Consider the following 21,567-nt stretch of genomic DNA (forward strand, 5'->3'; position numbering starts at 1 on the left):
GGTTTGTTACTTTGTCCAGGTTGATCAGCGGCATGAGCTGGCGCCGCTATATCGCGTTTGGCGCGGCCAGCTTGACTTTCGGGCTTTTCCTCGCAGTTGCGATCTTGGCGGTTCTAGATCCGTTCGGACGCCTCCGGCTTAGCGAGGGCGATCAGTTCGGCTTCATCGAGGAGCGCCCCGTGATGGTATCCCGCGCGGTCGCCCCTCAATTCAACTCCGCGATCATCGGCAATTCCTCCTCAATGCCATTGATGCCTGAATCCCTGAGCACATCGACCGGCCAGAGGTTTGTGTCACTCTCGATTTCCGGCACTGCAGCTCCCGCTTCGATCGCAACAATGACGTTCTTCTTGGCTCAACATCCTGACGCCAAGATCATTGTCGCAGCGTTGCTTCCAGAGACATGGTGCGGAGCCGATTTCCAGGAGCATCGGCCCTTCCCGTATTGGCTCTACTCATCAGTGTCGCACTACTTGGTCGGCCTTGCCGGCGAAACGTCCTTCAAGCAGTTCGCAACGATATTCTCGAACCGTCAATCGATGAAAGCCGACGGTTACCGGCCGTGGATTGCAACGGACGGCTATCACCCATTTACCGGGCCATTTGTCCATCATGACATCGACACGGTACGGGCGATCCTGAGTGGCAATGCGAGGCCGGAGAAATCCTCCAATTCGACTGGCCGTTTTCCGGCAATCGAGCGTCTCGCCGAGGCCATCGGTCGCTCATCGCCGGCTTTCTTTGTACTCGTTTGGACACCGCGCTACGTCACCTACATTCCGCGGCCAGGAAGCGATGCCGACAAAACAGACCGTGAATGCAAGAGCACTCTAGTGCAGTCAACGTCAGATCTTCGCCATGTCAAGGTGCTCGACTGGTCTAGCGAGGATCGCCCAGAGAATCACAACGCCGCACACTTCTTCGATGCCATTCACTATCGACGGGCCTATGCGGCACTTATCGAGGACAGCATCGGGCTCGCTATTCCGACCGAACTCAAAGGGCCCTGAACTTGCTCTTCAATTCGTTCGGTTATCTCGCCGTCTTTCTTCCGTCAGCATGGCTCGTCTATGTCGCGTGCTGCAGGTGGCTTCCCAATTGGCGGCTTGAGATTCTACTCGCGCTATCGATGGTGTTCTACGGCTACTGGGATCCGCGCTTTATCCCTCTGATCGCGCTGTCCATCATCATTAACTGGCTCGCCGCGCGCTGGTTTGTCCGGACATCCCAGTCCTGGATCATCTATGGCGCAATCTGTGGCAACCTCTTGGCGCTCGCGGTATTCAAATATCTGAACTTTCTACTCGGCCTTCTGCCTATTCGATGGGTCGCCACTCCGAAGTTCGATATAGCGCTGCCGCTCGGAATCTCGTTTCTTACCTTCCATCATGTCATGTATCTGACGGATTTGCGGCGGAAGCTTGCACCACAATATTCCTTGGTCGAATATGGACTCTACATTGCGTTTTTCCCGCAGGTACTTGCTGGACCATTGGTTCGCTGGCGTGAAGTCATGCATCAGTTCGCGAGGCCTCTTTCGGGTGCCAATGAGCAATGGAAGCGCGCAGCAAACGGACTAATGCTGATCATTCTCGGTCTTTGCCAAAAGACCATGCTTGGTGACAACCTTGCAGCAATCGCCGATCCGGTCTTCAAGGCAGCAGAGACTTCGTCTGTTACACCCGTTGATGCTTGGATCGCGACTCTAGCATTCACCTTTCAGATCTTCTTTGACTTCTCGGGCTATACCGATATCGCGATCGGGTCCGCTCTACTGTTCGGCATCACCCTACCGCAGAACTTCGATGCCCCCTATCGCGCAACCTCACTACAGGATTTTTGGCGAAGATGGCATATGACGCTGTCTCGCTTTCTGCGAGACTATTTGTACATTCCACTAGGCGGCAATCGGCATGGCCTCGTTGTCCAGCTCTGGGCTCTTCTCGCAACCATGGCGCTCGGCGGCCTGTGGCATGGCGCCGGCCTCACCTTCATCGCTTGGGGCATCCTGCATGGAGCAGGGCTTGGAATAGACGTTCTTTGGCGACGGTCCAAATTGCCCATGCCAGCTATAATCTGTTGGCCGTTGACCTTTTTACTCGTTGTCTTCGGTTGGGTGCTATTCAGAGCTCAGCATTTTGACTCCGCGATACGCATCTACAAGGGATTGATCGGAAGCAGGAGCGTGGGCACCGATTCTCATCTAGATCCTATATTGCCTGCGATCGTCATTTGCATCGCGGCAGCGCTAGCCCTATTGCTTCCCAACACGTCCGATCTGGTATCCCGGGTTCAATCGAAGCCAGCGTACGCGGTCGCCTTTGGACTTCTTGCCGCCTGTGCAGTGCTGTCCTTGAACGGCAGCGAGAGTTTCGAGTTCATTTACTTTCACTTCTGAGATCATCACGCAGGGTGGTTGAACTCTTGCAAAACCCATCATTCGTTGCGATCGGCCGCCACTGCGACCGCGATCGGTTTATCTGAGCAATTCTCAAGACTGCGAATAACCAACCGAATTGCCAGCGATCGTTTCGCAGAAACTAAATCGATCCATCCAAGGCGGGTCCAACAGCTCCTTTGTGGCAAGAGAAGCGCCAATTTCCGATAGACTCCAGTAGTCGCCCCGAGATGACTCCCCGCAGCACGCGCCTATTGTGCCCTACCCTTCCAGGCATTTTGGCGATGATCTGCGCAGCGAAAGACAGTCCGCCCGTTCTGATCTGCTCCAAGTGCAGACGGCCGATGACGTTTTTGGCGACCCTGCCCGCAATCCTCACGCTTCCCGCGGAGCATGCCTACCAGTGCCGTCCGTGTCTGCGGGTGGACACCATCCGGCTGGCTTGAGACCGAAATGGCCGAGCGCGCGCCGGGCGCACCATGCTGTCGACTTGCCGCGCTCTGCCATTGCGTCGCACCCGCGGCTGCTCCCGGCCGCCCGAGCCCAAAATGCCGGAAGACAACGGGCCGGAAACGTGTAGGATTCCCCAAAACCGGAGGAACGGCATGTTTGAGATCAACGGTTTCGACACGGCGGGCGTCGTCAACCTGAAGCGGGCGTCACTCGCCGCGGCGCTCAAGAAGGCCAAGGAACTGGTTGAGGACGGCTGCTGGGACGTTCAGGTCGTTGATCCCAACGGCCGCGTCTACACCTCCTTCGAAGAGCAGGCCGCCTAATCCCGAGCGATCACCTGCCGTTATCCGCCTCGGCCGACGTTCGACGAGGCATTGCTCAACCAGCGCTGCGTCGCTCCAGACGGGGACCGCGAAGCGTGCCGGCGGGCTTGCATTCGCGTGCGGCCGATGCACCCTGTCATGGCGCGCGAGGACGATGCGCTGTTGCTGCCTCCACGGCACTGCATGATACGAGCGACAGCCCGACCTACGGAAAGAAGGCACGCATCGGCTCAGCTCCCATCGAGCAATCGTTCCATTATCTGATGTCCCGATCGGGGCACCACCATTGCCAGTCCACTGGTTTGGGCGCAGGCTCTCTGTAGGCGCTTTAAGACGCCTTACGGGAGAGAGACATGAAGGAAGCGGGCCTGGACGGCCGCCATCGCGACAAGGATGGCAGCATCAGCAAGAAGCACGGCAACACGCTGGTCGGCACATTGCGCAAGATCTACGGAAGGGGTTTTGCGGCCGGGTATCCCGATGCGACGCCACTCAGCGAGATCCTCGCCCAGCTGAACGAGACGTCGCTGAGCCAGTTGCGTCGCGATCACGACACCGGGCATTTGGCGCACAAGATCGATCACGCCGCGAAGTGACGAACTGCCAGACCTCACGGCCAATCCCGGGGCGACCTGGTCGATCAGGGACGTTGCGGTCGTCAGCTTTCCGGAGCCGCGGCCGGCACGGTCAACGGAGCGCCGCCAACGGAAACCGGCCCGAGAGGCCCGGCCGGACCGACGGGCCCAACTGGTTTGGGCTCCCGAACCAGCCGCTTGCGCATCGCGGCGGACAGTCCATAGCGGGCATTCGCTCTTCGAATGGAGGACGTGACGTCCGACATCATCGTGGCGCTTTGCAGCGCATCGACCTTCGCAATCAGCGTCGACAGCTGCGATGAGATCTTCTTCACATCGACCCGCTCGTCCGTGATGCTCTGTCGCAGCGACAGCAGCAGCATCGAATCCTGCTGCAGCATAACCGAGTTCTGGTCGGCTGCCTGATTGCTCTGTTGCAGCAACGCAGTGTGTTGCTGCTGGGCCGCCTGAATGTCCTTCAACGCAGCGACAACGGGATCCGGCTTTGGCTCGGACGCTTCCAGGCGCGGAAGCAGTTCGGCCAGGCGGCTGACGTTCAGCGAGGAAAAATCAGATGGCAAGGTATAGATGGCCGCCGCGCCGTTAATGGCCAGGGCACACACCGAAAAGGCCAGGATCGATTTGCGACTGGACCGCTTGACCGGCTCCGGAGCTTCGGGAGTGTCGGATTCAAGCGTTGACGCGGCGTCGGCCAGCGCGACAGCGTCGAGCTCTTCTGCGAAGCTTGCCGTTTCGAATGTCGCGGTCATTTGCGTTGACCCCAATGAGCGAGCAATAGGAAGCCGCCCCCTGGAACGCCCTCGCGACGCACCGTTTACGCAGCACCCATACACAACTGCCTAAAATTGTGAGCATTTTGAATTAATTCCACGTTAGCGACGTGGCCGGCCGACCCCGGCTGAATACGGAGGCCATCGCATCTGGACGCGATTTCGCCTGTGGCCATCCTTCGAGACGCCTGCCGTCGGCGGGCCCTCAGGATGAGGACCGCGTGGACGGCGCCAGTTTCAACGAGCACCGGTGCTGCTTAGCCTCATCCTGAGGAGCCCGCGCAAGCGGCGTCTCGAAGGACGAGGCGTGCACTCAGGTGGTTGCGACCAGCCTGTTTCCCGGATTCAAAACACGTTACGCCACCAGCACTTAGCTACTGTGCATGGGGTTGTTTTCGCAGTTTTTGATCCGCCCTACCCCTCGTCCAGCAGCTCGAACAGCTCCTCCACCCGCTCGAACGGCGCGTCCTGCATCTTGGCGTGATAGACGACGCGATCACCGTCGCGTTGCAGCGACTTGCCCCGCGATTTCTTCAAGCGTCCCGGCAGGAACGTCGCGGCCGCCGCCTCGGGGCCGACATCGAGGCGGATGATGCCGCGTCGCTTGCATTCGAACCTGAGCCTGGCTGCAGCGAAGAAGTCGCGCGCGACCTTCGGCAAAGGTCCGAAGCGGCGGGCGGTTTCCTCCTCGAGGTCTTCGAGGTCGTCCTCGTCGCTGCATCTTGCGGCGCGCGCATAGAGTTCGAGACGCACCGGCTCGGACTGCACGTAGGTCTCGGGCAGCATGTCCGCGACCGGAAGATTGAGGTCGGGCACCCACACCGCCTGTCCCTCGTCGAGCTTCTCCGAAGCCATCTTCAGGAGGTGGCTGTAGAGCACGGGCCCGAACACCTGGACGTGGCCGGATTGCTCCTCCGAAAACAAATCGCCGGCGCCTCGCAGATCCAGGTCGCGCTCGCTGATGGCAAAGCCCGCGCCGGGCCGGCTGAACTCCTCGAGCACGGCCAGCCGCTTCTCGGACTGCCCGGACTGCGTCTCGGTCAGGAGATGGGCGAAGGCGCGGATGCCGCCACGGCCGACGCGCCCGCGCAGCTGATGCAGCTGGGCGAGGCCGAACTTCTCCGGCCAGCAGACCACGATGGTGTTCGCGCGCGGAATGTCGAGCCCGCTCTCGACGATGTTGGTGGCGAGCAGGACGTCGGCCCTGCCCTCGACGAAGCTCATCATGCGATCGTCGATCTCGTCGGCCGCCAATCGGCCGTGCAGGCAGACGATGCGCAAGTCGGGCGCCACCGCCTGCACCCGCGCCAGCATCGGATCGAGATCCTGGATGCGTGGGCAGATCAGGAAGCTCTGGCCGTGGCGGCGCTGCTCGCGCAGCAGCGCGGAGGCAATCGCCGCGTCCGACAGCGGCGCGATCCGCGTCGCGACCGGCAGCCGGTGCACCGGGGGCGATGCGATCACGCTGAGGTCGCGGAAGCCGGCAAGGCCCGCGGCGAGCGTGCGCGGGATCGGCGTCGCGCTCATCATGAGCACGTGGACGTTCTTGGCAAGGCCCGCGAGCTTGGCCTTCTCGGCCGCGCCGAAATGCTGCTCTTCGTCGATGATGACGAGGCCGAGATCGTCGAACCTGACGTCCTTGCCGGTGAGCGCCTGGGTGCCGATCACGATCTTGATCCGGCCGCTGCGCAGGCCCTCCCTGGTCTCGCGCAGCTCCGCGCCCGAGGTCGCCCGCGACAAATTGCCGACCTCGATGCCGAATGGCGCAAAACGCTTCTGGAACGTTGCGACGTGCTGGCGGGCGAGCACCGTCGTCGGCACCGCGATCGCCACCTGCTTGCCCGACAGCACCACGGCGGCGGCCGCGCGCAACGCAACCTCGGTCTTGCCGAAGCCGACGTCGCCGCAGATCACCCGGTCCATGGGATGACCGGATGCGAGATCGTCGAGCACATCGGCGACCGCCTTGGCCTGGTCGCTGGTGGTGAAATAGGGAAACCGCGCGACGAACTTCTCGTAGGCCGATCCCGGCGGCACCAGCTTCTCGCCGCGCCGGCGGCGGCGCTGGCTGATGTGCTTGGCAAGCGCCTTGCCGGCGGCCTGGATTTCGCGCTCGGCCGAGGTGCGGCGGGCCCACCATGTGCTGCCGTCCGCCTTGTCGAGCGAAAGCTTGCCGAGCTCGGCCGCGTAAGGCCACATCAAGGCAAGATCAGGCGGCGGCACGAGCACGGCGTTGTCGCCGGCGAACTTCAGGCGGATCATCTCGCGCAGCGCGCCGCCGCCCGTGTTCACGGTCTGCAGGCCGTCGAGTACGCCGAGGCCGCGCTGGAGATGGATGACCACCGTGCCCTGCTCGGGCACGTCGGCATGCTCGAACGCCGCGCTCCAGGCGCGCGCCATCGGCTGCGGATGATGCGCCCGGCTGCCGAGCACGTCGGAGGCCGTCACCACGACGAGAGGCTTTTTCCCCGGCACGACGAAGCCCGCATCGAGATCGGCCAGCAGTGCCACCTCGCCGCTGCGCCCGCGCGTCGCCTCGTCCCAATCGTCACAGCGCTGCGCCTTGAGGCCGCTCATCCGCTCCATCACGCGCAGATCGTCCTCCTGCGCTGCGACGAGGATCAGTCGCGAGCCGGCGCGCCGCGTCTCCTCGACGAAACCACGCAGCGCCTTCCTAGCGGATGTCAGCTTCGAAAACTCCGGGATGGTCTGGAAGGACGAAGCGCGCGGCAGCACCTTCATGCCCCTGGAGAGCTGCTTCCAGTCGCGCCGTCCGAGATATTCGCGCTCACGCTCCGCACGCGGCGCGGCCTCCTCGATGGTATCGAACCAGCCGTCGGCGTGCACCGGGACGCCCGCATCGGCGATCCATTTGGCAGGCCCGCAATAGTCGAACAGGCTCGCGCGCCTGCTGCCTTTGCCGGCGAGGCCAAGTCGCTCCGACATGGGATCGACGAGAAGCTCCCTGGTCTCGAAGATGATCCTGTGCTCGTTCGGATCGAACGCCACGATCCGCTTTATCGCGCGATCCGAATGCTCGATCCGGAACGGCCCCAGCGCGCCCGCGGGGAATATCTCGAAGGTCTGCCCGTGGAACAGCGCCCCGCCCGGATAATCCGGCTCGTCCTCGAGGTCGTATCCCAAGGCTTCGAGGCGCGCCTCGAGGTCGCTCTCCGAGAAGGCGCCGCCTACCTTCAAGCTCAGGCTCAGGCGCGACAGGCTCGCCGGCGGCGGCAGGCGCTCCATCACGGCTTCCGCCGTCGAGACGAGAAACAGCGGCTTCTTGGATTTTGCGAGGCGCCTCAGGACGGAGGCCCTGCGTCCTGCGAGTTCGTGCGACGGCTCCAGCTGATCGAACGGCAAGGTGTTCAATCGCGGAAACACCAAAACCTCGCAAGCAGGGTCGAGCGCGTGAATGACACTGCCCAGCCGCTCCGCCCTGTTCTCGCTCTCGGCGAGAAAAACGATGCCGCTGCGTCCAGACTGTTTCCATTGGGCAAGCAGATGGAGAGCCAGCAGGCCGAGCGGCGACGCAGACGAGATCGTGCCGCGCTGCGCCGCTTTGCTCCTCCTCGGCGACGTCTTGCCAGGCAACGCCCTCTTCGGCGGCGTCTTCTTCGGGAGCGGCTTCTTCGGGAGCGTCTTGGCCACCCGCGCCTTTTTTGTAAGCCTCACTTGGATCCGTTTCTGGTCGTAAACCGTCGTCAACTGAACGCCAGCCGCCCATATTTCGATTCGGCGACTTCTCGCCCTGCATATGGGATTTGCCCCACGAACGCACGCCTGGTCGCAACGCTCGGCGTGGCGCTGCGATCCCGACATACGGGTTGTTTGATCAGGCTACGGATCGGAACTGGCGCGGCGTGGGATCTGCGTCGCGCGATGCGACGCCTGGCGCGATTGTAGACGTTCTGCGCGCAGGGGCCACGAAAAAGCCCCAGCGCTTGGAGCCACGCTGGGGCGTTTCGTTCAAAATGAATCGGTTAAGCAATGACCTCTTCATAACAGCGGATTCGCCGCGCGCTTGTGAGCTGGTTCACACGCCTTGCAACAGACAAACGACCTCGGGGGACCGAGGTCGCCAACCTTTGTGGGGAAGGTTTTCTCGCGGCCCGGGGGCTTTAGGGGGCTTGGGGGTTGGGCCGAGAGCCAGGATTCGACGCCTGCCGTAAGCAATCGTTCCAAACGCGCCGCCGGCACGCTCCGTCTGCCCATCAAGCCGGAGCGGGATACCGCGCCCCGGTTTGAGTGCGTACGCATCGCGCGCTACGATGGCCTCTTTCACGGAGGCTCATTTGAAACCATTCATTTTCTTCATCGCCGCCATCGCGTTGCTTGCGACCGCTCCCGCCCGCTCACAGCCGCTGGTCGACCCCAAGAAGGTCGCTCCCGAATTCCGCGAGGCGGCCGAGAAGCGCCGGGCCGAGCAGTTGCGCCAGCGCGAATGCGCGCTGAAGGCGGATCTCGAGAAGGTGCTGCCGAGAGACCGCACCGCTTTCCTGAACCATTGCCTGGAGACGATCGCGGCCAAGCAATAACAGCCGACAGCCTGTTTTCAACCGGGACCCTTCCGCCGCCGGCCGCGCGGCCGGCCGACGGCGCTTTGCCGCGCGCCGAAGGTATTCAAGCTTTCTTCAGACATTTGGGATCACCTGACGATCCATTTCAAAAGTCATTGTTGTCCGCGCATGAGTTCGGTCCAGATCCAGTGCACGCGGTGCAAGAACGTGTTTCGCGATCGCGCCGGGCGGTTGCAAGACGGCTATTCCAGGCAATGTCCGGGTTGCGAAGTGGTGCTGTTCTTCGCCGAGGACTCCCAACACCCCTTCATCAAGCGCGCGATGCGAAATGCGCGCAAGGCCCGCAAGGAGATGCGGGAGGCGGATGAGGCAAGACTAGCTGCTCCGGAGCCGCGCGTGGCTCGATCGAGGTCGTTCGCCGGACGGACGCGATCGGCGGAACGCGAGGACTAGCTCACCTGCGCTTCTGCTTCCTCGGAAACAGGCGGTCGCGGATATAGCGCGAGGTCGCCGTCAGACGGATGCCGCGCGGCTTCTGCCAGGCGGCACGGTCGATCTCCTTCTTGTCGCCGATCGCCAACCTGCCCTTGGCCGTCTTGGCAATAAAGATCGCGTCGCTCATCTTGCGGCCGGAGCGCTTGTTCCTCGCCTTCACTTCCTTCCAGAGGCTGATCCTGCCGAGCTTCAGCTTGGGCAGTTCCTCCCTGATCTCCCGACGCAGGCAATCCTTGTCGGACTCGCGCGCACGCTTACGGCCGCCCGGGAACATCCACAGGCCGTCCGACCGGCGCCTGACCAACAATACCTTGCCGCGCCTCGCTGCAACCAGCTTCGAAGACTTCGCCATCGCTGCCGTCAATGAAACAGAATCGTTCCAATCGTAACTTGTCTAGTCGAACAGACAAGTTTGCGACAGACTTTGATCACAGGCCCGCGCGCCGTCGGGACGTGACGAGACAGCGCGGGCAGATCGCGCCACTCCAGGCGAGATCAGCCCTCGCCCGCCCCTGCCCGATCCTCCGTACGGATCCACGCCATCATCATCTCCCAGGCCACCGACAGGATGATCGGCCCGATGAACAGGCCGACGATGCCGTGGGCGAGCGTGCCGCCGATCACACCGACGAAGATCACGATCGTCGGCGTGGTCAAGCCCCGACCCATGACGAGCGGCTTCAACATGGTGTCGATGAAGCCGACCAGGACGAGAAACACGGTGAGCAGAAGCGCCGTGGTGACGTCCTTGGCGGTCCAGATCCAGATGATCACCGGCAGCAGCACGAGGAAGGCGCCGATCTGCACGATCGAGAGCAGCAGCACGATGAAAGCGAGAAGGCCGGCGCTCGGCACCGCCGCAAGCTTGAAGCCGATGCCGGCGAGCAGCGCCTGCACGATCGCGACGCCAATCACGCCCTGGGCCACGGCGCGGATGGTCGCGCCCGCAAGCGACAGGAAATGCTCGGTCTGCTCGGGCACGATGCGAAACAGGAAGCCGCGCCCGGCCGCGACCAGCCTCGGCCCATGCGGAAACAAGAAGCCCGCCACGAACACCGAGACCAGAAACTGGAGCGTACCGACGCCGGCATCGCCCGCAAACGAAAGCAGCGGGCCCGCCAGCGGCTGGAGATAGGGCGCCACCTCGCGCACCACCGTACGGATGTTGGTGTAGGCCTGGTCCCAGAGGTCGTAGAGCCAGGGACCGACGAGCGGCCACGTCTTCAGCTGCTCGGGCGCTGCCTGAAGCGCCAGATCGCCGGTGCCGAGCTGCTGTGCCAGCTCGCGCACGCCGTCCACCGCGCTGATGCCGAGCCAGGTCGCCGGGCCGATGACGATGCCGAGCGTGATCAGGGTCAGGATTGCTGCTGCGGTCTTGGGCCGGCCGCCGAGGACCTTGGCGACCCAGCTGAAGGCCGGATAGAACGCGACGGCGAGCACGCCGCTCCACGCCAGGATCGGCACGAACGGGCGGATGATCAGGAAGGTCCAGATGATCAGCAGGGCGAGCAGGCCGAGCCGGATCACGAGCTGGATGACGTCCTCTCCGGTCAGGAGCTGACGGAGACTTTTCACGGGCACTGCCTTCCTTGCGGCATGAACGCAACTTCCGGTGCTTGCGAGGCCTAGCCGTTATTGCCAGCAACGCATCCGGCGTCAAGGCGAGTGGAACTGCCCGGGCCACGGTAGGGAGCAGTTCGGACCATTCCCCATGGCGAGACGGGCCCACAACGCGGCCGGCTTGGCTAACGCCGGTTAACCGGATTTCCCCGCGCCGGTTTACGCCGCTGCAAACGCCGCGTGACTACCGTGGATCGAGATCCCAAAAAGCATGCGGCGCAATGGCCAACACCATCTGGACGATCGAACAATTCACCTGTGCGGGATGCGGTATGGACTACACCGCGACCAGGGAGGAGCACAGCGAAACCCACGCCGGCAGCTTCAAATGCAGCATCTGCAGCGGCGTCGTGCACACCTGGTCCGGCAAGCATCATTTCTTCAGCTGGCAAGCCGTGAAGACACGGCCGCCCGTGTTCGGGAGGCGCTGGGCGGACGTCGAGTGGTAGGCCTGCCACCACCTGCCGCGGCTCATCCGGGACGGACCGGAGGATCGGCCCAATTGCACCGGCCGCGTTTGGACTCCATTCACCGATCGCCGCTAGATCAGGATGGATCCCTCGCGCCGAACAGCAATCATGGCCGACCTCAACGCCGTCCTTACCAGGCTCAACGACCGCCTGCTCCGCCTCGAGGGCGAGCTGTTCGTGCTGCGCTCGCTCGCGCGCGCCACGCTGACGGCGGGCGACGACCATGCGGCACGCATGCGCAAGCTGGTCGAAGCCGCAAAGATCGCGCTCGACGATGAGGCCAAGCGCCCCCTGGACAAGCCGACGCGCAAATATGTCGATGCAGCCACGGCGCTGGTGGAGGAGTTGCTGGTCGAGCCGACCCCGGCTCGGCCGCTGTTCACCGTGATCGACGGCGGCCGGCGCGACTGAGCGCGCCTGCCCTGGCACGGCGATCGGTTATCGCCCGTACATTCCGGGCGCGCGTGCGCCGTTCGGATAGCACTGCCCCTGCGAATAATTGTAATCGTAGCCGTGCGGACAAAGCCCGCCGCGCTGGCCGTGATACTCGGGTCGCCCATAGGCGCCGGGCGCACGCGCACCATTCGGATAACAGCTGCCGGTCGAGTAATTGTAGTCGTAACCGTGCGGGCACAAGCCGCCACGGCGCCCATAGCCCGGTCCGGTATCCCGGGTATAGACACCCGGTGCATGATGATCGTTGGGATAGCAGCGGCCGTTCGAGTGGTTGTAATCATAGCCGTGCGGACATTGTCCGCCTGGCCCCCCTCTGAACTGAACTTGCTCCACCATGGGCCCCGGCGATGCCGCAGGCACGGTTGCAAATGCAAGCAGGCCAGCCAGCGCAAGCTCGATCATGACGTCTCCTCCAAATCACGTGGACAAGCCTAGCAGGATTCGCGTCCCACGAAACGACCCAGGGATTGAGACATGGCCGGCCTGAACCATGCATGAACCGGTCTCGGACTGCGACGACGCGCCGTCCCCCGAGTGTAGCCCCGCTAGATCGCCGTGGAATTCTCCGCCTTGAGCCGGCTGAGGCCAGCCTCGATGATCGCGATCTCCTCGTCGATCTGGCCGATCGGCAGGCTGAAATCATAGCCGGATTTGCTCTTCAGATCGACCGCAAGCCGCTGCCGGTGCATCATCAGCTCGTCGAGTCCGCGGCGGTTCTTCAGCCGCACATAGCTGTCGACGATCTGCTCAATGGCGCTCGGCATGAAGTCTGTCCCGGCGAAAAGGCCCGCGCGGCGCACCCACGCCGGCGAGACATTTCAGTGTCGCGGTACGCAATACAAATCCGCGACGGATTCGTCGATACGCCAGGCTGGTTGAGATCGTGTTACCATTGGATGATTTCGCGATACGCGGCCATGAAAAGGCCGCTGACGATTGCGCCAGCGGCCAAAGCCGGGTTCAAAAACGGATGCGGGTTGAAATGTCGCCAGCCCCGGTGGGCACACTCTTACCATCCCACCCGGCCTCGCTCGGTTAAAAACGAAACACAGGAACCAACTTATCGGCCGCTTGCCGTCTCACCGGAACCGCGCGGCAACGCTAATCGGTGACGCAGAAGTATGTGCGCGGCAATCTGCGATAGGCGCTGTAGCGGTAGTACGGCCGGTAAGCATAGCCGCGATAGAGCGCTGGCGGCTCCTCGCCGTAATAGGCCCGGTGATAGAAATTGGTCACCGGCCCCCGTGTGCAGCGATAGGTGTCCCAGGTCGGCCCCACGAATGGCGCGATCCCGGTTTCGGGCGGCACGGCCGGGTACGGTCCGCCCGCATGGGCCGGGATGGCTGCAAGCAGTGTCGCGAAAAGGAAAAACCAGGCGCTTCGCATGCCCTCGCTCCCCAACCGGTGCAATGCCCGCCATGGAAGCACCGGAACGGCCGGCAACGCAATCACGGCGTTCATCGCGCGCCGACGGCCCGGCGCATTGTTGATAACCCGCGCAAATGGCGTCCGGGTGGTGACAGGGCGTCGGGACGTGTTATCGGGGGATGACGCAGTTGCGAAAGACCGGATCGGACACCCATGCGCATTACCCTCGTCGGCTCCCGCCATTTCGGCGTGACCACCTTGAACATGCTGCGGGAGCACGGCGTCTCGATCGTCCGGGTCGTGGTGGCCGATGCCGAGGATCGCCTTGCCGCGACCGCCACGGCGGCCGGCATCGAGGTCGTGGTCCAGGCCAACCCGAAGCTGGTGGTGGCCTCCGAGATTGCCCCCGATACCGACCTGATCATCACGGCGCACAGCCACGCCCGGATCGGCAAGGACGCGGTCGCCGCCGCCAAGCTCGGCGGCATCGGCTATCATCCTTCGCTGCTGCCGCGCCATCGCGGCAAGGCCGCCGTGGAATGGACCATCAAGGAAGGCGATCCGATCGCCGGCGGCACGATCTACCACCTCGCCGACCGCATGGACGCCGGCGCCATCGCCGCCCAGGACTGGTGCTTCGTCAAGAAGGGCGAGACGGCGCGCGAGCTCTGGGAGCGCGCATTGGCACCGCTCGGCCTCAAATTGCTGGCCGATGTGATCGACTATGCCAAGGTCCACAAGGCGCTGCCCGCCAAGATTCAGGACGAGCAGTTCGCGACCTCCGCACCAAGCCTGTCCTAGGCCCCTCTTCCGGCGTTTACCCTTAACGTGAAGGCGCGTTGATTCGGCTTCGAAAATTGCCGCTAAAAACCCAAATAAACCATTGTTCCCACATGAACAATTTTCGATTTGGCATCGCAACAAATTTCCGTCACATTTGGTCCAGATAAGCGGCAGCATATCAGACAGATTCAAGGACGGATTTATGCGTTTTGCTCGCATCGCGGTGTTCTGTGCCGCTTCAGTTTTCACCGGCACCCTCGCCGCTTCCGCCTTTGCCCAGACCCCCTATGACGGCAATTGGCAGGTCACGATCGTGACCAAGAGCGGCTCCTGCGAACCCACCGCGAGTTCCATGCTGACCGTTGCCGACGGCAAGATCACAGCGCCCGGCGCTAACGTTTCCGGCACCATCGGTAGCGGGGGACTTGTGAAAGTTTCGATCAATGGTGCATATGCTAACGGTCAACTCAGCGGCAACGCCGGATCGGGGAAGTGGAATGGAGCATCTGCAGGCATACCGTGCAGCGGGCGATGGGAAGCGTCGCGCCTATAAACCAATTGAGGCTGGCGCCCGGAACCGGCGGCTGCTGATTGCGGCCGCCGTTTTGTTTGTGTCCGCGTTCGCGAACACCGAAATTAATGCGCAGTCCGGCCCGTTCGCTCCGCTGGCGGGCAACTGGAGCGGCTCTGGCACTGTGACCCTGGACGACGGCTCGACCGAGCGGATCCGCTGCCGGGCCAAGTACGCCCCGATCGGCCCCACCATGGAGCTGTCGCTGACCTGCGCCAGCGACGCCTACAAGTTCAACTTTTCGGCCAACCTCAAGGCTGAGGGTAGTGCCATCGCCGGGAGCTGGTCCGAAGTCAGCCGCAATATCTCCGGTTCGCTGCAGGGACGTGGCGGCGGCGGCCATTACGAGCTGGTTGCCTCCACCGCCGGTTTCAATGCCAACCTCTCGCTGAAGACAAGCGGCAACAAGCAGAACGTCGCGATACGCGCGGACAGCCAGTTCCGCGGGGCGAACATCTCGTTGTCGAAGTAAGCCAGCAGTCGATCTGACAATCGATCCGGCGGCCCCGCCGGATCGATTTTTTATGCGGCCGGCACGAACGCTGTGACCTCGATCTCGACCTTGGCCCGCTCGTCCACGAGGCCACCGACGTAGAGTAGCGTCGAGGGCGGGATATTGCGTCCGAGCGTTTCCTTCCAGGCGGCACCGATGCCGGCGCCTGCAGCCTCATATTCGCTGCGGCTGGTCAGGTACCAGGTCAGGCGGACGATATGCTCGGGACCGGCGCCGGCCTCGCCCAGGAGCTGGATGATCCGCTTCAGCGCTGTCGCGACCTGCGAGGCCATGTCGGGTGCGTAATTGCCGGCCTCGTCGCCGCCGGTCTGGCCGGCCAGAACCACCCAGCGTCCCGGTCCTTCGACCACGACGCCATGGGAAAAGCCGCGAGGTTTCTTCCATTCGGCCGGCTGCAGGATTTGCATGAGCGGAGCTCTCCCTGTTTTCTCGTTGTTCGATGATGCCTAGCACGACACGCCGCATCGCGGCATCCATAGATTGACCATTGCAAACGGCTGCGATGTCGCCGATACCGGCCGTCCTTTCCGGCTTCCATCCTCCAGCATTTGCCCCAATGAGCGCGACACCGTCCAAAACGATGGCTGCCTTGTGGATGGCCGGCTGGCTGTCGCTGATGCTGGTCATGGCGGTTGCGGGGCGCGAGACCACGCGCGAGCTGAACGTTTTCCAGATCATGGAAGTGCGTTCCGTCATCGGATTCACGCTGCTCCTGCCGATCATCTACCGCGCCGGCGGCTTCAAGGCAGTCGCGACCCAACGCCTGCCGCAACACCTTGCACGCAACGGGGTTCATTATTTCGCGCAGCTCGGCTGGTTCTACGCATTGACGCTGATCGGAATCGGGCAAGTCGTCGCGATCGAGTTCACCATGCCGATCTGGACCGCCGTGCTGGCCGCAGCGTTCCTGTCCGAACGCATGACGATCTGGAAGATCGCCGCCATCGTGCTCGGCATCGTCGGCGTCGTCATGATCGTGCGGCCCGCCACCGGCGAGATCAATCCGGGCCAGTTGATCGCGCTCGGGGTCGCGATCGGCTTCAGCGTTTCCATGATTCTGGCGAAGTCGCTGACGCGGACCGAGAGCACATTATCGATCCTGTTCTGGATGATCGTGGTCCAGGCCGTCGTGGGCCTGCTGCCGACGCTCGCTGTGTGGGTCTGGCCGTCGCCTCGCCTATGGGGTTGGCTGTTCGTCATTGGGGTCTGCGGCACATTCTCACATTATTGCCTCGCCAGCGCGCTCCGGTACGCAGATGCGACCATCGTGGTTCCCATGGACTTTCTACGGGTTCCACTCACCGCAGCGGCCGGCTGGCTGCTCTATTCCGAGCGGCTCGACACCTGGACCGTCCTCGGCGCTGCATTGATCCTGTGCGGCAATCTCCTGAATCTGAAGCCGGCATCCGCGGTTCCCGTTCGCACATAGTGAACCTGGAGCGGCCTTGGGCGACAAAAACAAAGTGGCCGTGTGATTTGGATCACGTTGGGAAGCATTCCCATCGTGCACATTCTGCCACACAGCAGCGGTTTGGATGCGACCTACCTGCCGTTTTGGTGGCACGAAGTCGGGCACTTCGTGTAGGTTCGTTGCCAATTTGTTGCTGCCTGCAATTCGATTCTGTTGGGGATCTCAGATGCGCTATCTCACCCTCCTCGCTTCGCTGATGTGCATGGCCCTGTCGGTTGGTGCCGCGAAGGCCGACCGCCGCGTCGCCTTTGTCGTAGGCAACGGCAACTACAAGAACGTCGCCCAATTGCCGAACCCGCCGATCGACGCCAAGTCGATGGCGGCGACGCTGCGCAATGTCGGCTTCGAGGTGATCGAAGGATCCAATCTCAGCCGCGACCAGATGACGGAGAAGCTGCTCGACTTCGGCCGCAAGGCGCAGGGCTCCGACATCGCGCTGTTCTATTATGCTGGCCATGGCATCGCCGTCAGCGGCACCAACTACCTGCTGCCCGTCGACGCCGACATCAAGTCGGAGATGGACGTCAAGCTGGGCGCCGCCATCAACATCGACCTGACGCTCGAGCAGACCATGGGCGATGCCAAGGTCAAGCTGGTCTTCCTCGATGCCTGCCGCGACAATCCGTTCGCCGCCAAGATCAAGTCGAACTCGGCGACGCGCAGCGTCAACGTGCAGAGCGGTCTCGCCGAGATGAAATCCGGAGAAGGCACCCTCATCGCATTCGCCACCGGTCCCGGCCAGACCGCGCTCGACGGTCAGGAGGGCAACAACAGCCCGTTCACGCGTGCGTTGATCGACAACATCACCAAGCCCGGCATCGAGATCCAGCAGGCGATGACGTCGGTCCGCGCTCAGGTCAATGAAGAGACCCGCAAGGGTCAGCTGCCCTGGGGCCACACCAATCTGACCGGCTCTGTCTATCTCAACCAGGCCCCGACGATGCAGGTCGCCAACGCAGCACCGACCGCTACTGGCATGGTGCCGGCTTCGTCCGGCGGCTCGGACGGCGTCGAGCTCGAATACTGGCGCTCGGTGAAGGAGTCCAACAAACCGGAAGAGCTCAACGCCTATCTCTCCGCCTATCCGAACGGACAATTCAAGGCGTTGGCGCTGGCGCGCCTCGCGGCGATCAAGAGCGGCCCCTCGACCGCGACCCGCGCTCTCAACGCCGGCGTCGATCCCGCAACCTTCACCGATGAGGCGACCCAGGTCACCGAGGATCAGATCGGCCTCGACAAGAGCAAGCGACGCGACGTGCAGCGTCGGCTCACGGCCCTTGGCTTCGACACCCAGCAGACAGGTGCATTCAGCGACGAGACGCGATCGGTGATCAAGCGCTGGCAGACGGCGCGGGGTTATCCCTCGTCAGGCTACTTCAACAAGCACCAGCACAAGGCCCTGCTCTCCGAGATCGTGGCGGCCCCGGCGACCGCGAGCGATAGCAGCCAGAAGGCGGCCCGCCGCGCCGCTGCGCCCGCAGGCAGCAGCGCGCCGGCGCCGGCTCCCCAGCGCAGCAACCCCGGCGATGCTGCCGGTGCGGCCTTCGTGGGTGGCGTCGTCGGCGGCATGATGGGCGGCATGTTCCGCCGCTAAAGACGCGGCGCCCATCTCAGAACACAAAAGCCCGGCTCGCGCCGGGCTTTTTCGTTGATCGTTCTCGCAGAAGAGAGCTAGCGCTACTTCCCCGCAGCCTTTCGCAACGCCTCGTTGATCCGGTCCTGCCAGCCCGGGCCGCCGGCCTGGAAGTACTCCAGCACGTCCTGGTCGAGGCGCAGCGTGACCTGCTCCTTGACACCGGGAACGGCGTTCTGCTTGGGCGGTGCCACGGCGACCTTGGCCGTCACCTTCTTGAACGCTGCCTCCGCCTCGGTCCTGGCATCGCCGAGCGTGCGCGGCCGCCTCGGTGGTTGGTCCGCCATGTGCTAGATTCCCTCAAACAGAGCCGTCGAAAGATACCGCTCGGAGAAGGACGGCACGATAGCCAGGATGGTTTTTCCCGCAGCGTCCGGCCGCTTGCCAATCTGCAGCGCTGCCGCGATCGCCGCCCCCGAGGAGATGCCGCCCGGAATGCCCTCATGCCGCGCCAGCGCACGCGCGGTCTCGATCGCATTCGTCGAGTTGATCTTCACGATCTCGTCGATCACGGCGCGGTCGAGGATGTCAGGCACGAAGCCGGCGCCGATGCCCTGGATCTTGTGCGGCGTATGCTGGCCCCCTGACAGCACCGGGCTCTCCTCCGGCTCGACCGCGACGACGCGCAAGCCGGCCTTGCGCGGCTTGAGCACCTGGCCGACGCCGGTGATCGTGCCGCCGGTGCCGACGCCGGCCACGAAGAAATCGATGTTGCCGCCGGTGTCGTTCCAGATCTCCTCCGCGGTGGTGCGGCGGTGCACCTCCGGATTGGCGAGGTTCTTGAACTGCTGCGGCATCACCGAGTTCGGCGTCGTCTTCAACAGCTCCTCGGCGGCGGCGATCGCGCCCTTCATGCCTTGCGCCGCCGGCGTCAGGACCAGTTCGGCACCGAGAAAAGCCAGCATCTTGCGCCGCTCGATCGACATCGATTCCGGCATCACCAATTTGAGGCGGTAGCCGCGCGAAGCCGCCACGAAGGCGAGCGCAATACCGGTATTGCCGGAGGTCGGCTCGATCAGCACGGTGTCGGGCTTGATGATGCCCGCCTTCTCCATCGCGATGATCATGGCCGCGCCGATGCGGTCCTTCACGCTTGCGGCAGGGTTGAAATATTCAAGTTTTGCCAAAATGGTCGCATTCACGCCCTGCATGCCGGGCAGCCGGCGCAAGCGCACGATGGGGGTATCGCCGAAGGCCTCGACGATCGAGTCGTAGATCCGGCCGCGGCCGGGTTGGTGCGCTGCACCCGTGGTGGACGATGCGTCCATGGTGAACTCCCTGAGGCGACATGCTTCTGTCGCGAACGTTGCGCAGTTACCGACAGCTTGCGGCGACGCGCAAGCGACAATGCGGACGGCCCGGAATTCGTGGCAGGGCAAAACTGCGTGGGCAAGCGGGCTATCTGGCCTTCCGAGCGAGGCCCAAGCCTCGCCGCCAACCGGTTTCGTTGTCAATCCGTTCACGATTGCCGTGCTGAATTGCCGGGCCGGCGCGCAGCCTTCCGATCACCGCTTGCGCCCTAGCCAAATGTCGTCCCGGCAAGCGGCGTCCGCCGCGATCGGCCGATCACGGCCGGCGGGAGCGCAGAGAAGGCCTGATGCAGAGACGGCTGGCATTCATCGATACCCTGCGCGGCATCGCCGTCCTGGCGGTGGTGGTCCAGCATGCGCTCGAGGTCATCGTGCGGGAGCACCCGACCGGCGCCTATCACGCGTTCCTTCACAACGCGATCGGCTACTACATGAATTTCGGCCGGTTCGGCGTCGTGCTGTTCTTCTTCGTCAGCGGCTTCGTCATTCCCTTCAGTTTTCCGGCCAGCGCGTCGCCCGTGAACGACTTCGCGATCAGTCGCTTCTTCCGGCTCTACCCGGCCTACTGGGCCTCGATCGCGATCGGGCTGGTCACGATGCAGGCGGTCGCGTCCAATACGTATCCCCCGTCGCAGATCGCCGCCAACCTCACGATGCTCCAGTCCTTCCTGGAGGTCCCTCACCTCTGGGACTTCTACTGGACACTGACCATCGAGCTATTGTTCTACCTCGTCTGCATCGTTCTCTTCGCGGCAGGACTGCTGAACCGGCGGCTCACGGCGGTCGCGATCGTCGCTGCAAGCGCTGTTGTCGGGACGGCGGCGGCTGTCCTGGTTGAGGACAGAGCGGCCTGGGTGGTGATGGAGGTCGGACTGAACCTGTCGGCGATGTTCCTCGGCAAGGTCATTCGCGACACCGTCATCGGCGGAAGGCTGCGATGGCGGCATGTGGCTCTCTGCACGGCCCTCTACATCCTGTTCGCCATCACGCTGTCCAGCAAACGCTATGGCGGGATCTACCAGGACGATTTCTTCTACAGCTATTCGATCGCGGCAGCCTATGTCTGCGCGGCCGTCGTCTTCATCGCGTTTGCCGCATTCGGAGACAGGATGGCTTGGCGACCGATCGCGTTCGTCGGCGTCATCAGTTACTCGGTTTACCTGATGTCGCCGTTCGCCATGGAGTGGATTCACCACTACGCCTGGCCGGGCGACGGACCGCTGGCGTGGTTCGTCTTCGTCGCCGCGGTCGTGACCTCGTCAATCCTTGTCAGCTGCGTGACATACTCCCTCATCGAGAAACCCTGGATTTCGTTCGCACGCAGGCTCCGCTCGGACCGCAGCAAGGCGGTCGCGCTCGGGCCAGCTCTCGGCCGGCAGAGTGCGGCGCAGTAATTGCGCGTCATGTCGGGTGACGCGGCGGGGCGCATTATCGCAACGCACATGGATTGTTTGCGCTGCGATAACGAGGACGATTACGGCCAGCGAACACGTCGCGGTGACGGCAATTTTATAAAAGCCAGCGCTTTTGTGTTGCGACCTCGTCAAAGACTTCTGCTTATGTTAGACTTACGTCTTAAAGCAGGGAGGTCACCACGATGTCAGCAGTCGCTGAAGTGTTGCCGACCGTCGCGCCGAACCGCGATCCGCGTTGCAGCGAGTTGCCTACCTGTCCCGTCTGCGCCGACTCCATGGTCGCCGCCGAAGCATCCGCCTACGTCTCGGACCACGTCATCAGCTACCTCTGGACCTGCGACAATTGCGGATATGGCTTCGTGACCAAGCACGCCGTGAAGCAACGGTTCGTGTGCAATTGA

The 21,567-nt window shown here is 63.1% G+C and carries 24 protein-coding genes; 14 read left to right on the forward strand and 10 right to left on the reverse strand.

The features are described from left to right. Nucleotides 1–32: 32 nt before the first annotated feature. From ACFDR6_RS12810 to ACFDR6_RS12825, 4 genes are all read left to right on the forward strand, one after another. Nucleotides 33–1,010: a hypothetical protein gene (locus ACFDR6_RS12810; RefSeq protein WP_375858494.1), complete on the forward strand. Its 978-nt coding sequence runs from the start codon at nucleotides 33–35 to the stop codon at nucleotides 1,008–1,010. A 119-nt stretch (nucleotides 1,011–1,129) separates the two neighbouring features. After that, nucleotides 1,130–2,398 carry an MBOAT family O-acyltransferase gene (locus tag ACFDR6_RS12815; protein WP_375858495.1) on the forward strand — a complete coding sequence of 423 codons (1,269 nt, stop codon included), beginning with the start codon at nucleotides 1,130–1,132 and terminating at the stop codon, nucleotides 2,396–2,398. Nucleotides 2,399–3,003: 605 nt separating this feature from the next. Further along, on the forward strand, nucleotides 3,004–3,174 hold the full coding sequence (locus tag ACFDR6_RS12820; protein ID WP_375858496.1) for a hypothetical protein: 171 nt from the start codon (nucleotides 3,004–3,006) through the stop codon (nucleotides 3,172–3,174). 353 nt (nucleotides 3,175–3,527) lie between these two features. Beyond that, entirely contained in the window at nucleotides 3,528–3,770 is a 243-nt protein-coding gene (locus ACFDR6_RS12825) for a hypothetical protein (protein ID WP_212084884.1), read from the forward strand. Nucleotides 3,771–3,832: 62 nt separating this feature from the next. Here the strand turns inward: ACFDR6_RS12825 and ACFDR6_RS12830 are convergent, their stop codons facing one another. Both ACFDR6_RS12830 and ACFDR6_RS12835 read right to left on the reverse strand, forming a co-directional pair. After that, nucleotides 3,833–4,519: a hypothetical protein gene (locus ACFDR6_RS12830; protein WP_375858497.1), complete on the reverse strand. Its 687-nt coding sequence runs from the start codon at nucleotides 4,517–4,519 to the stop codon at nucleotides 3,833–3,835. A 435-nt stretch (nucleotides 4,520–4,954) separates the two neighbouring features. Further along, entirely contained in the window at nucleotides 4,955–8,059 is a 3,105-nt protein-coding gene (locus ACFDR6_RS12835) for a DEAD/DEAH box helicase (protein ID WP_375858569.1), read from the reverse strand. 776 nt (nucleotides 8,060–8,835) lie between these two features. Between ACFDR6_RS12835 and ACFDR6_RS12840 the strand changes: the two genes are divergently transcribed. Next, nucleotides 8,836–9,078, forward strand: a complete 243-nt coding sequence (locus tag ACFDR6_RS12840; protein WP_317239424.1) for a hypothetical protein — start codon at nucleotides 8,836–8,838, stop codon at nucleotides 9,076–9,078. Nucleotides 9,079–9,514: 436 nt separating this feature from the next. Here the strand turns inward: ACFDR6_RS12840 and ACFDR6_RS12845 are convergent, their stop codons facing one another. After that, on the reverse strand, nucleotides 9,515–9,907 hold the full coding sequence (locus ACFDR6_RS12845) for an NUDIX hydrolase (protein ID WP_063203337.1): 393 nt from the start codon (nucleotides 9,905–9,907) through the stop codon (nucleotides 9,515–9,517). A 143-nt stretch (nucleotides 9,908–10,050) separates the two neighbouring features. Further along, entirely contained in the window at nucleotides 10,051–11,136 is a 1,086-nt protein-coding gene (locus tag ACFDR6_RS12850) for an AI-2E family transporter (RefSeq protein WP_212084878.1), read from the reverse strand. Between the two features lie 260 nt (nucleotides 11,137–11,396). Between ACFDR6_RS12850 and ACFDR6_RS12855 the strand changes: the two genes are divergently transcribed. Further along, nucleotides 11,397–11,624 carry a hypothetical protein gene (locus ACFDR6_RS12855; RefSeq protein WP_212084865.1) on the forward strand — a complete coding sequence of 76 codons (228 nt, stop codon included), beginning with the start codon at nucleotides 11,397–11,399 and terminating at the stop codon, nucleotides 11,622–11,624. A gap of 129 nt (nucleotides 11,625–11,753) precedes the next feature. Further along, nucleotides 11,754–12,056, forward strand: a complete 303-nt coding sequence (locus tag ACFDR6_RS12860; protein ID WP_018317940.1) for a hypothetical protein — start codon at nucleotides 11,754–11,756, stop codon at nucleotides 12,054–12,056. 27 nt (nucleotides 12,057–12,083) lie between these two features. Here the strand turns inward: ACFDR6_RS12860 and ACFDR6_RS12865 are convergent, their stop codons facing one another. The 3 genes from ACFDR6_RS12865 to ACFDR6_RS12875 all read right to left on the reverse strand — a co-directional run bounded on the left by ACFDR6_RS12865 (nucleotide 12,084) and on the right by ACFDR6_RS12875 (nucleotide 13,487). After that, nucleotides 12,084–12,503: a hypothetical protein gene (locus ACFDR6_RS12865; protein ID WP_212084863.1), complete on the reverse strand. Its 420-nt coding sequence runs from the start codon at nucleotides 12,501–12,503 to the stop codon at nucleotides 12,084–12,086. A 143-nt stretch (nucleotides 12,504–12,646) separates the two neighbouring features. Next, nucleotides 12,647–12,865, reverse strand: coding sequence for a hypothetical protein (locus tag ACFDR6_RS12870; protein ID WP_212084861.1), 219 nt, complete (start codon nucleotides 12,863–12,865; stop codon nucleotides 12,647–12,649). Nucleotides 12,866–13,202: 337 nt separating this feature from the next. Next, nucleotides 13,203–13,487, reverse strand: coding sequence for a hypothetical protein (locus ACFDR6_RS12875; protein ID WP_212084859.1), 285 nt, complete (start codon nucleotides 13,485–13,487; stop codon nucleotides 13,203–13,205). A 195-nt stretch (nucleotides 13,488–13,682) separates the two neighbouring features. Here ACFDR6_RS12875 and ACFDR6_RS12880 point away from each other — a divergent pair, with 195 nt between their 5' ends. The 3 genes from ACFDR6_RS12880 to ACFDR6_RS12890 all read left to right on the forward strand — a co-directional run bounded on the left by ACFDR6_RS12880 (nucleotide 13,683) and on the right by ACFDR6_RS12890 (nucleotide 15,295). Further along, on the forward strand, nucleotides 13,683–14,270 hold the full coding sequence (locus ACFDR6_RS12880) for a formyltransferase family protein (protein ID WP_212084857.1): 588 nt from the start codon (nucleotides 13,683–13,685) through the stop codon (nucleotides 14,268–14,270). A gap of 184 nt (nucleotides 14,271–14,454) precedes the next feature. Next, complete coding sequence (locus tag ACFDR6_RS12885) at nucleotides 14,455–14,805, forward strand: hypothetical protein (RefSeq protein WP_249153255.1); 351 nt, start codon at nucleotides 14,455–14,457, stop codon at nucleotides 14,803–14,805. Next, complete coding sequence (locus ACFDR6_RS12890; RefSeq protein ID WP_212084855.1) at nucleotides 14,750–15,295, forward strand: hypothetical protein; 546 nt, start codon at nucleotides 14,750–14,752, stop codon at nucleotides 15,293–15,295. Before ACFDR6_RS12885 ends, ACFDR6_RS12890 begins: the two co-directional genes overlap by 56 nt. Nucleotides 15,296–15,345: 50 nt before the next feature. On the opposite strand, the gene ACFDR6_RS12895 is transcribed toward ACFDR6_RS12890, so the two are convergent. Further along, entirely contained in the window at nucleotides 15,346–15,744 is a 399-nt protein-coding gene (locus ACFDR6_RS12895; protein WP_375858498.1) for a RidA family protein, read from the reverse strand. Nucleotides 15,745–15,893: 149 nt separating this feature from the next. Between ACFDR6_RS12895 and ACFDR6_RS12900 the strand changes: the two genes are divergently transcribed. Beyond that, on the forward strand, nucleotides 15,894–16,766 hold the full coding sequence (locus tag ACFDR6_RS12900; protein WP_317239422.1) for a DMT family transporter: 873 nt from the start codon (nucleotides 15,894–15,896) through the stop codon (nucleotides 16,764–16,766). A 208-nt stretch (nucleotides 16,767–16,974) separates the two neighbouring features. Continuing rightward, complete coding sequence (locus tag ACFDR6_RS12905; protein WP_317239421.1) at nucleotides 16,975–18,402, forward strand: caspase family protein; 1,428 nt, start codon at nucleotides 16,975–16,977, stop codon at nucleotides 18,400–18,402. An 83-nt stretch (nucleotides 18,403–18,485) separates the two neighbouring features. On the opposite strand, the gene ACFDR6_RS12910 is transcribed toward ACFDR6_RS12905, so the two are convergent. Beyond that, a complete protein-coding gene (locus ACFDR6_RS12910; protein WP_212084846.1) occupies nucleotides 18,486–18,728 on the reverse strand; it encodes a BrnA antitoxin family protein in 243 nt (80 codons plus the stop codon). Between the two features lie 3 nt (nucleotides 18,729–18,731). Continuing rightward, a complete protein-coding gene (gene cysK / locus ACFDR6_RS12915; protein ID WP_375858499.1) occupies nucleotides 18,732–19,709 on the reverse strand; it encodes a cysteine synthase A in 978 nt (325 codons plus the stop codon). Nucleotides 19,710–20,038: 329 nt separating this feature from the next. Between cysK and ACFDR6_RS12920 the strand changes: the two genes are divergently transcribed. Both ACFDR6_RS12920 and ACFDR6_RS12925 read left to right on the forward strand, forming a co-directional pair. Next, on the forward strand, nucleotides 20,039–21,145 hold the full coding sequence (locus tag ACFDR6_RS12920; protein WP_375858500.1) for an acyltransferase family protein: 1,107 nt from the start codon (nucleotides 20,039–20,041) through the stop codon (nucleotides 21,143–21,145). A gap of 203 nt (nucleotides 21,146–21,348) precedes the next feature. Then, nucleotides 21,349–21,567 (forward strand): hypothetical protein, encoded by a 219-nt coding sequence (locus tag ACFDR6_RS12925; RefSeq protein ID WP_247527218.1) that lies wholly within the window; start codon nucleotides 21,349–21,351, stop codon nucleotides 21,565–21,567.

Source organism: Bradyrhizobium tunisiense, from assembly GCF_042263385.1.
Classification (GTDB): Bacteria; Pseudomonadota; Alphaproteobacteria; order Rhizobiales; family Xanthobacteraceae; genus Bradyrhizobium; species Bradyrhizobium tunisiense.

Coding starts and splice junctions, on each gene's coding strand:
- ACFDR6_RS12815 (WP_375858495.1), top strand. CDS start 1,130: ATGGTGTTCTACGGCTACTGGGATCCGCGCTTTATCCCTCTGATCGCG.
- ACFDR6_RS12890 (WP_212084855.1), top strand. CDS start 14,750: ATGGAGCATCTGCAGGCATACCGTGCAGCGGGCGATGGGAAGCGTCGC.
- ACFDR6_RS12880 (WP_212084857.1), top strand. CDS start 13,683: ATGCGCATTACCCTCGTCGGCTCCCGCCATTTCGGCGTGACCACCTTG.
- ACFDR6_RS12885 (WP_249153255.1), top strand. CDS start 14,455: ATGCGTTTTGCTCGCATCGCGGTGTTCTGTGCCGCTTCAGTTTTCACC.
- ACFDR6_RS12870 (WP_212084861.1), bottom strand. CDS start 12,865: ATGCCGAGCGCCATTGAGCAGATCGTCGACAGCTATGTGCGGCTGAAG.
- ACFDR6_RS12905 (WP_317239421.1), top strand. CDS start 16,975: ATGCGCTATCTCACCCTCCTCGCTTCGCTGATGTGCATGGCCCTGTCG.
- ACFDR6_RS12925 (WP_247527218.1), top strand. CDS start 21,349: ATGTCAGCAGTCGCTGAAGTGTTGCCGACCGTCGCGCCGAACCGCGAT.
- ACFDR6_RS12895 (WP_375858498.1), bottom strand. CDS start 15,744: ATGCAAATCCTGCAGCCGGCCGAATGGAAGAAACCTCGCGGCTTTTCC.
- ACFDR6_RS12865 (WP_212084863.1), bottom strand. CDS start 12,503: ATGATCGAGCTTGCGCTGGCTGGCCTGCTTGCATTTGCAACCGTGCCT.
- ACFDR6_RS12820 (WP_375858496.1), top strand. CDS start 3,004: ATGTTTGAGATCAACGGTTTCGACACGGCGGGCGTCGTCAACCTGAAG.
- ACFDR6_RS12910 (WP_212084846.1), bottom strand. CDS start 18,728: ATGGCGGACCAACCACCGAGGCGGCCGCGCACGCTCGGCGATGCCAGG.
- ACFDR6_RS12875 (WP_212084859.1), bottom strand. CDS start 13,487: ATGCGAAGCGCCTGGTTTTTCCTTTTCGCGACACTGCTTGCAGCCATC.
- ACFDR6_RS12845 (WP_063203337.1), bottom strand. CDS start 9,907: ATGGCGAAGTCTTCGAAGCTGGTTGCAGCGAGGCGCGGCAAGGTATTG.
- ACFDR6_RS12810 (WP_375858494.1), top strand. CDS start 33: ATGAGCTGGCGCCGCTATATCGCGTTTGGCGCGGCCAGCTTGACTTTC.
- ACFDR6_RS12920 (WP_375858500.1), top strand. CDS start 20,039: ATGCAGAGACGGCTGGCATTCATCGATACCCTGCGCGGCATCGCCGTC.
- ACFDR6_RS12825 (WP_212084884.1), top strand. CDS start 3,528: ATGAAGGAAGCGGGCCTGGACGGCCGCCATCGCGACAAGGATGGCAGC.
- ACFDR6_RS12860 (WP_018317940.1), top strand. CDS start 11,754: ATGGCCGACCTCAACGCCGTCCTTACCAGGCTCAACGACCGCCTGCTC.
- cysK (WP_375858499.1), bottom strand. CDS start 19,709: ATGGACGCATCGTCCACCACGGGTGCAGCGCACCAACCCGGCCGCGGC.
- ACFDR6_RS12900 (WP_317239422.1), top strand. CDS start 15,894: ATGAGCGCGACACCGTCCAAAACGATGGCTGCCTTGTGGATGGCCGGC.
- ACFDR6_RS12855 (WP_212084865.1), top strand. CDS start 11,397: ATGGCCAACACCATCTGGACGATCGAACAATTCACCTGTGCGGGATGC.
- ACFDR6_RS12830 (WP_375858497.1), bottom strand. CDS start 4,519: ATGACCGCGACATTCGAAACGGCAAGCTTCGCAGAAGAGCTCGACGCT.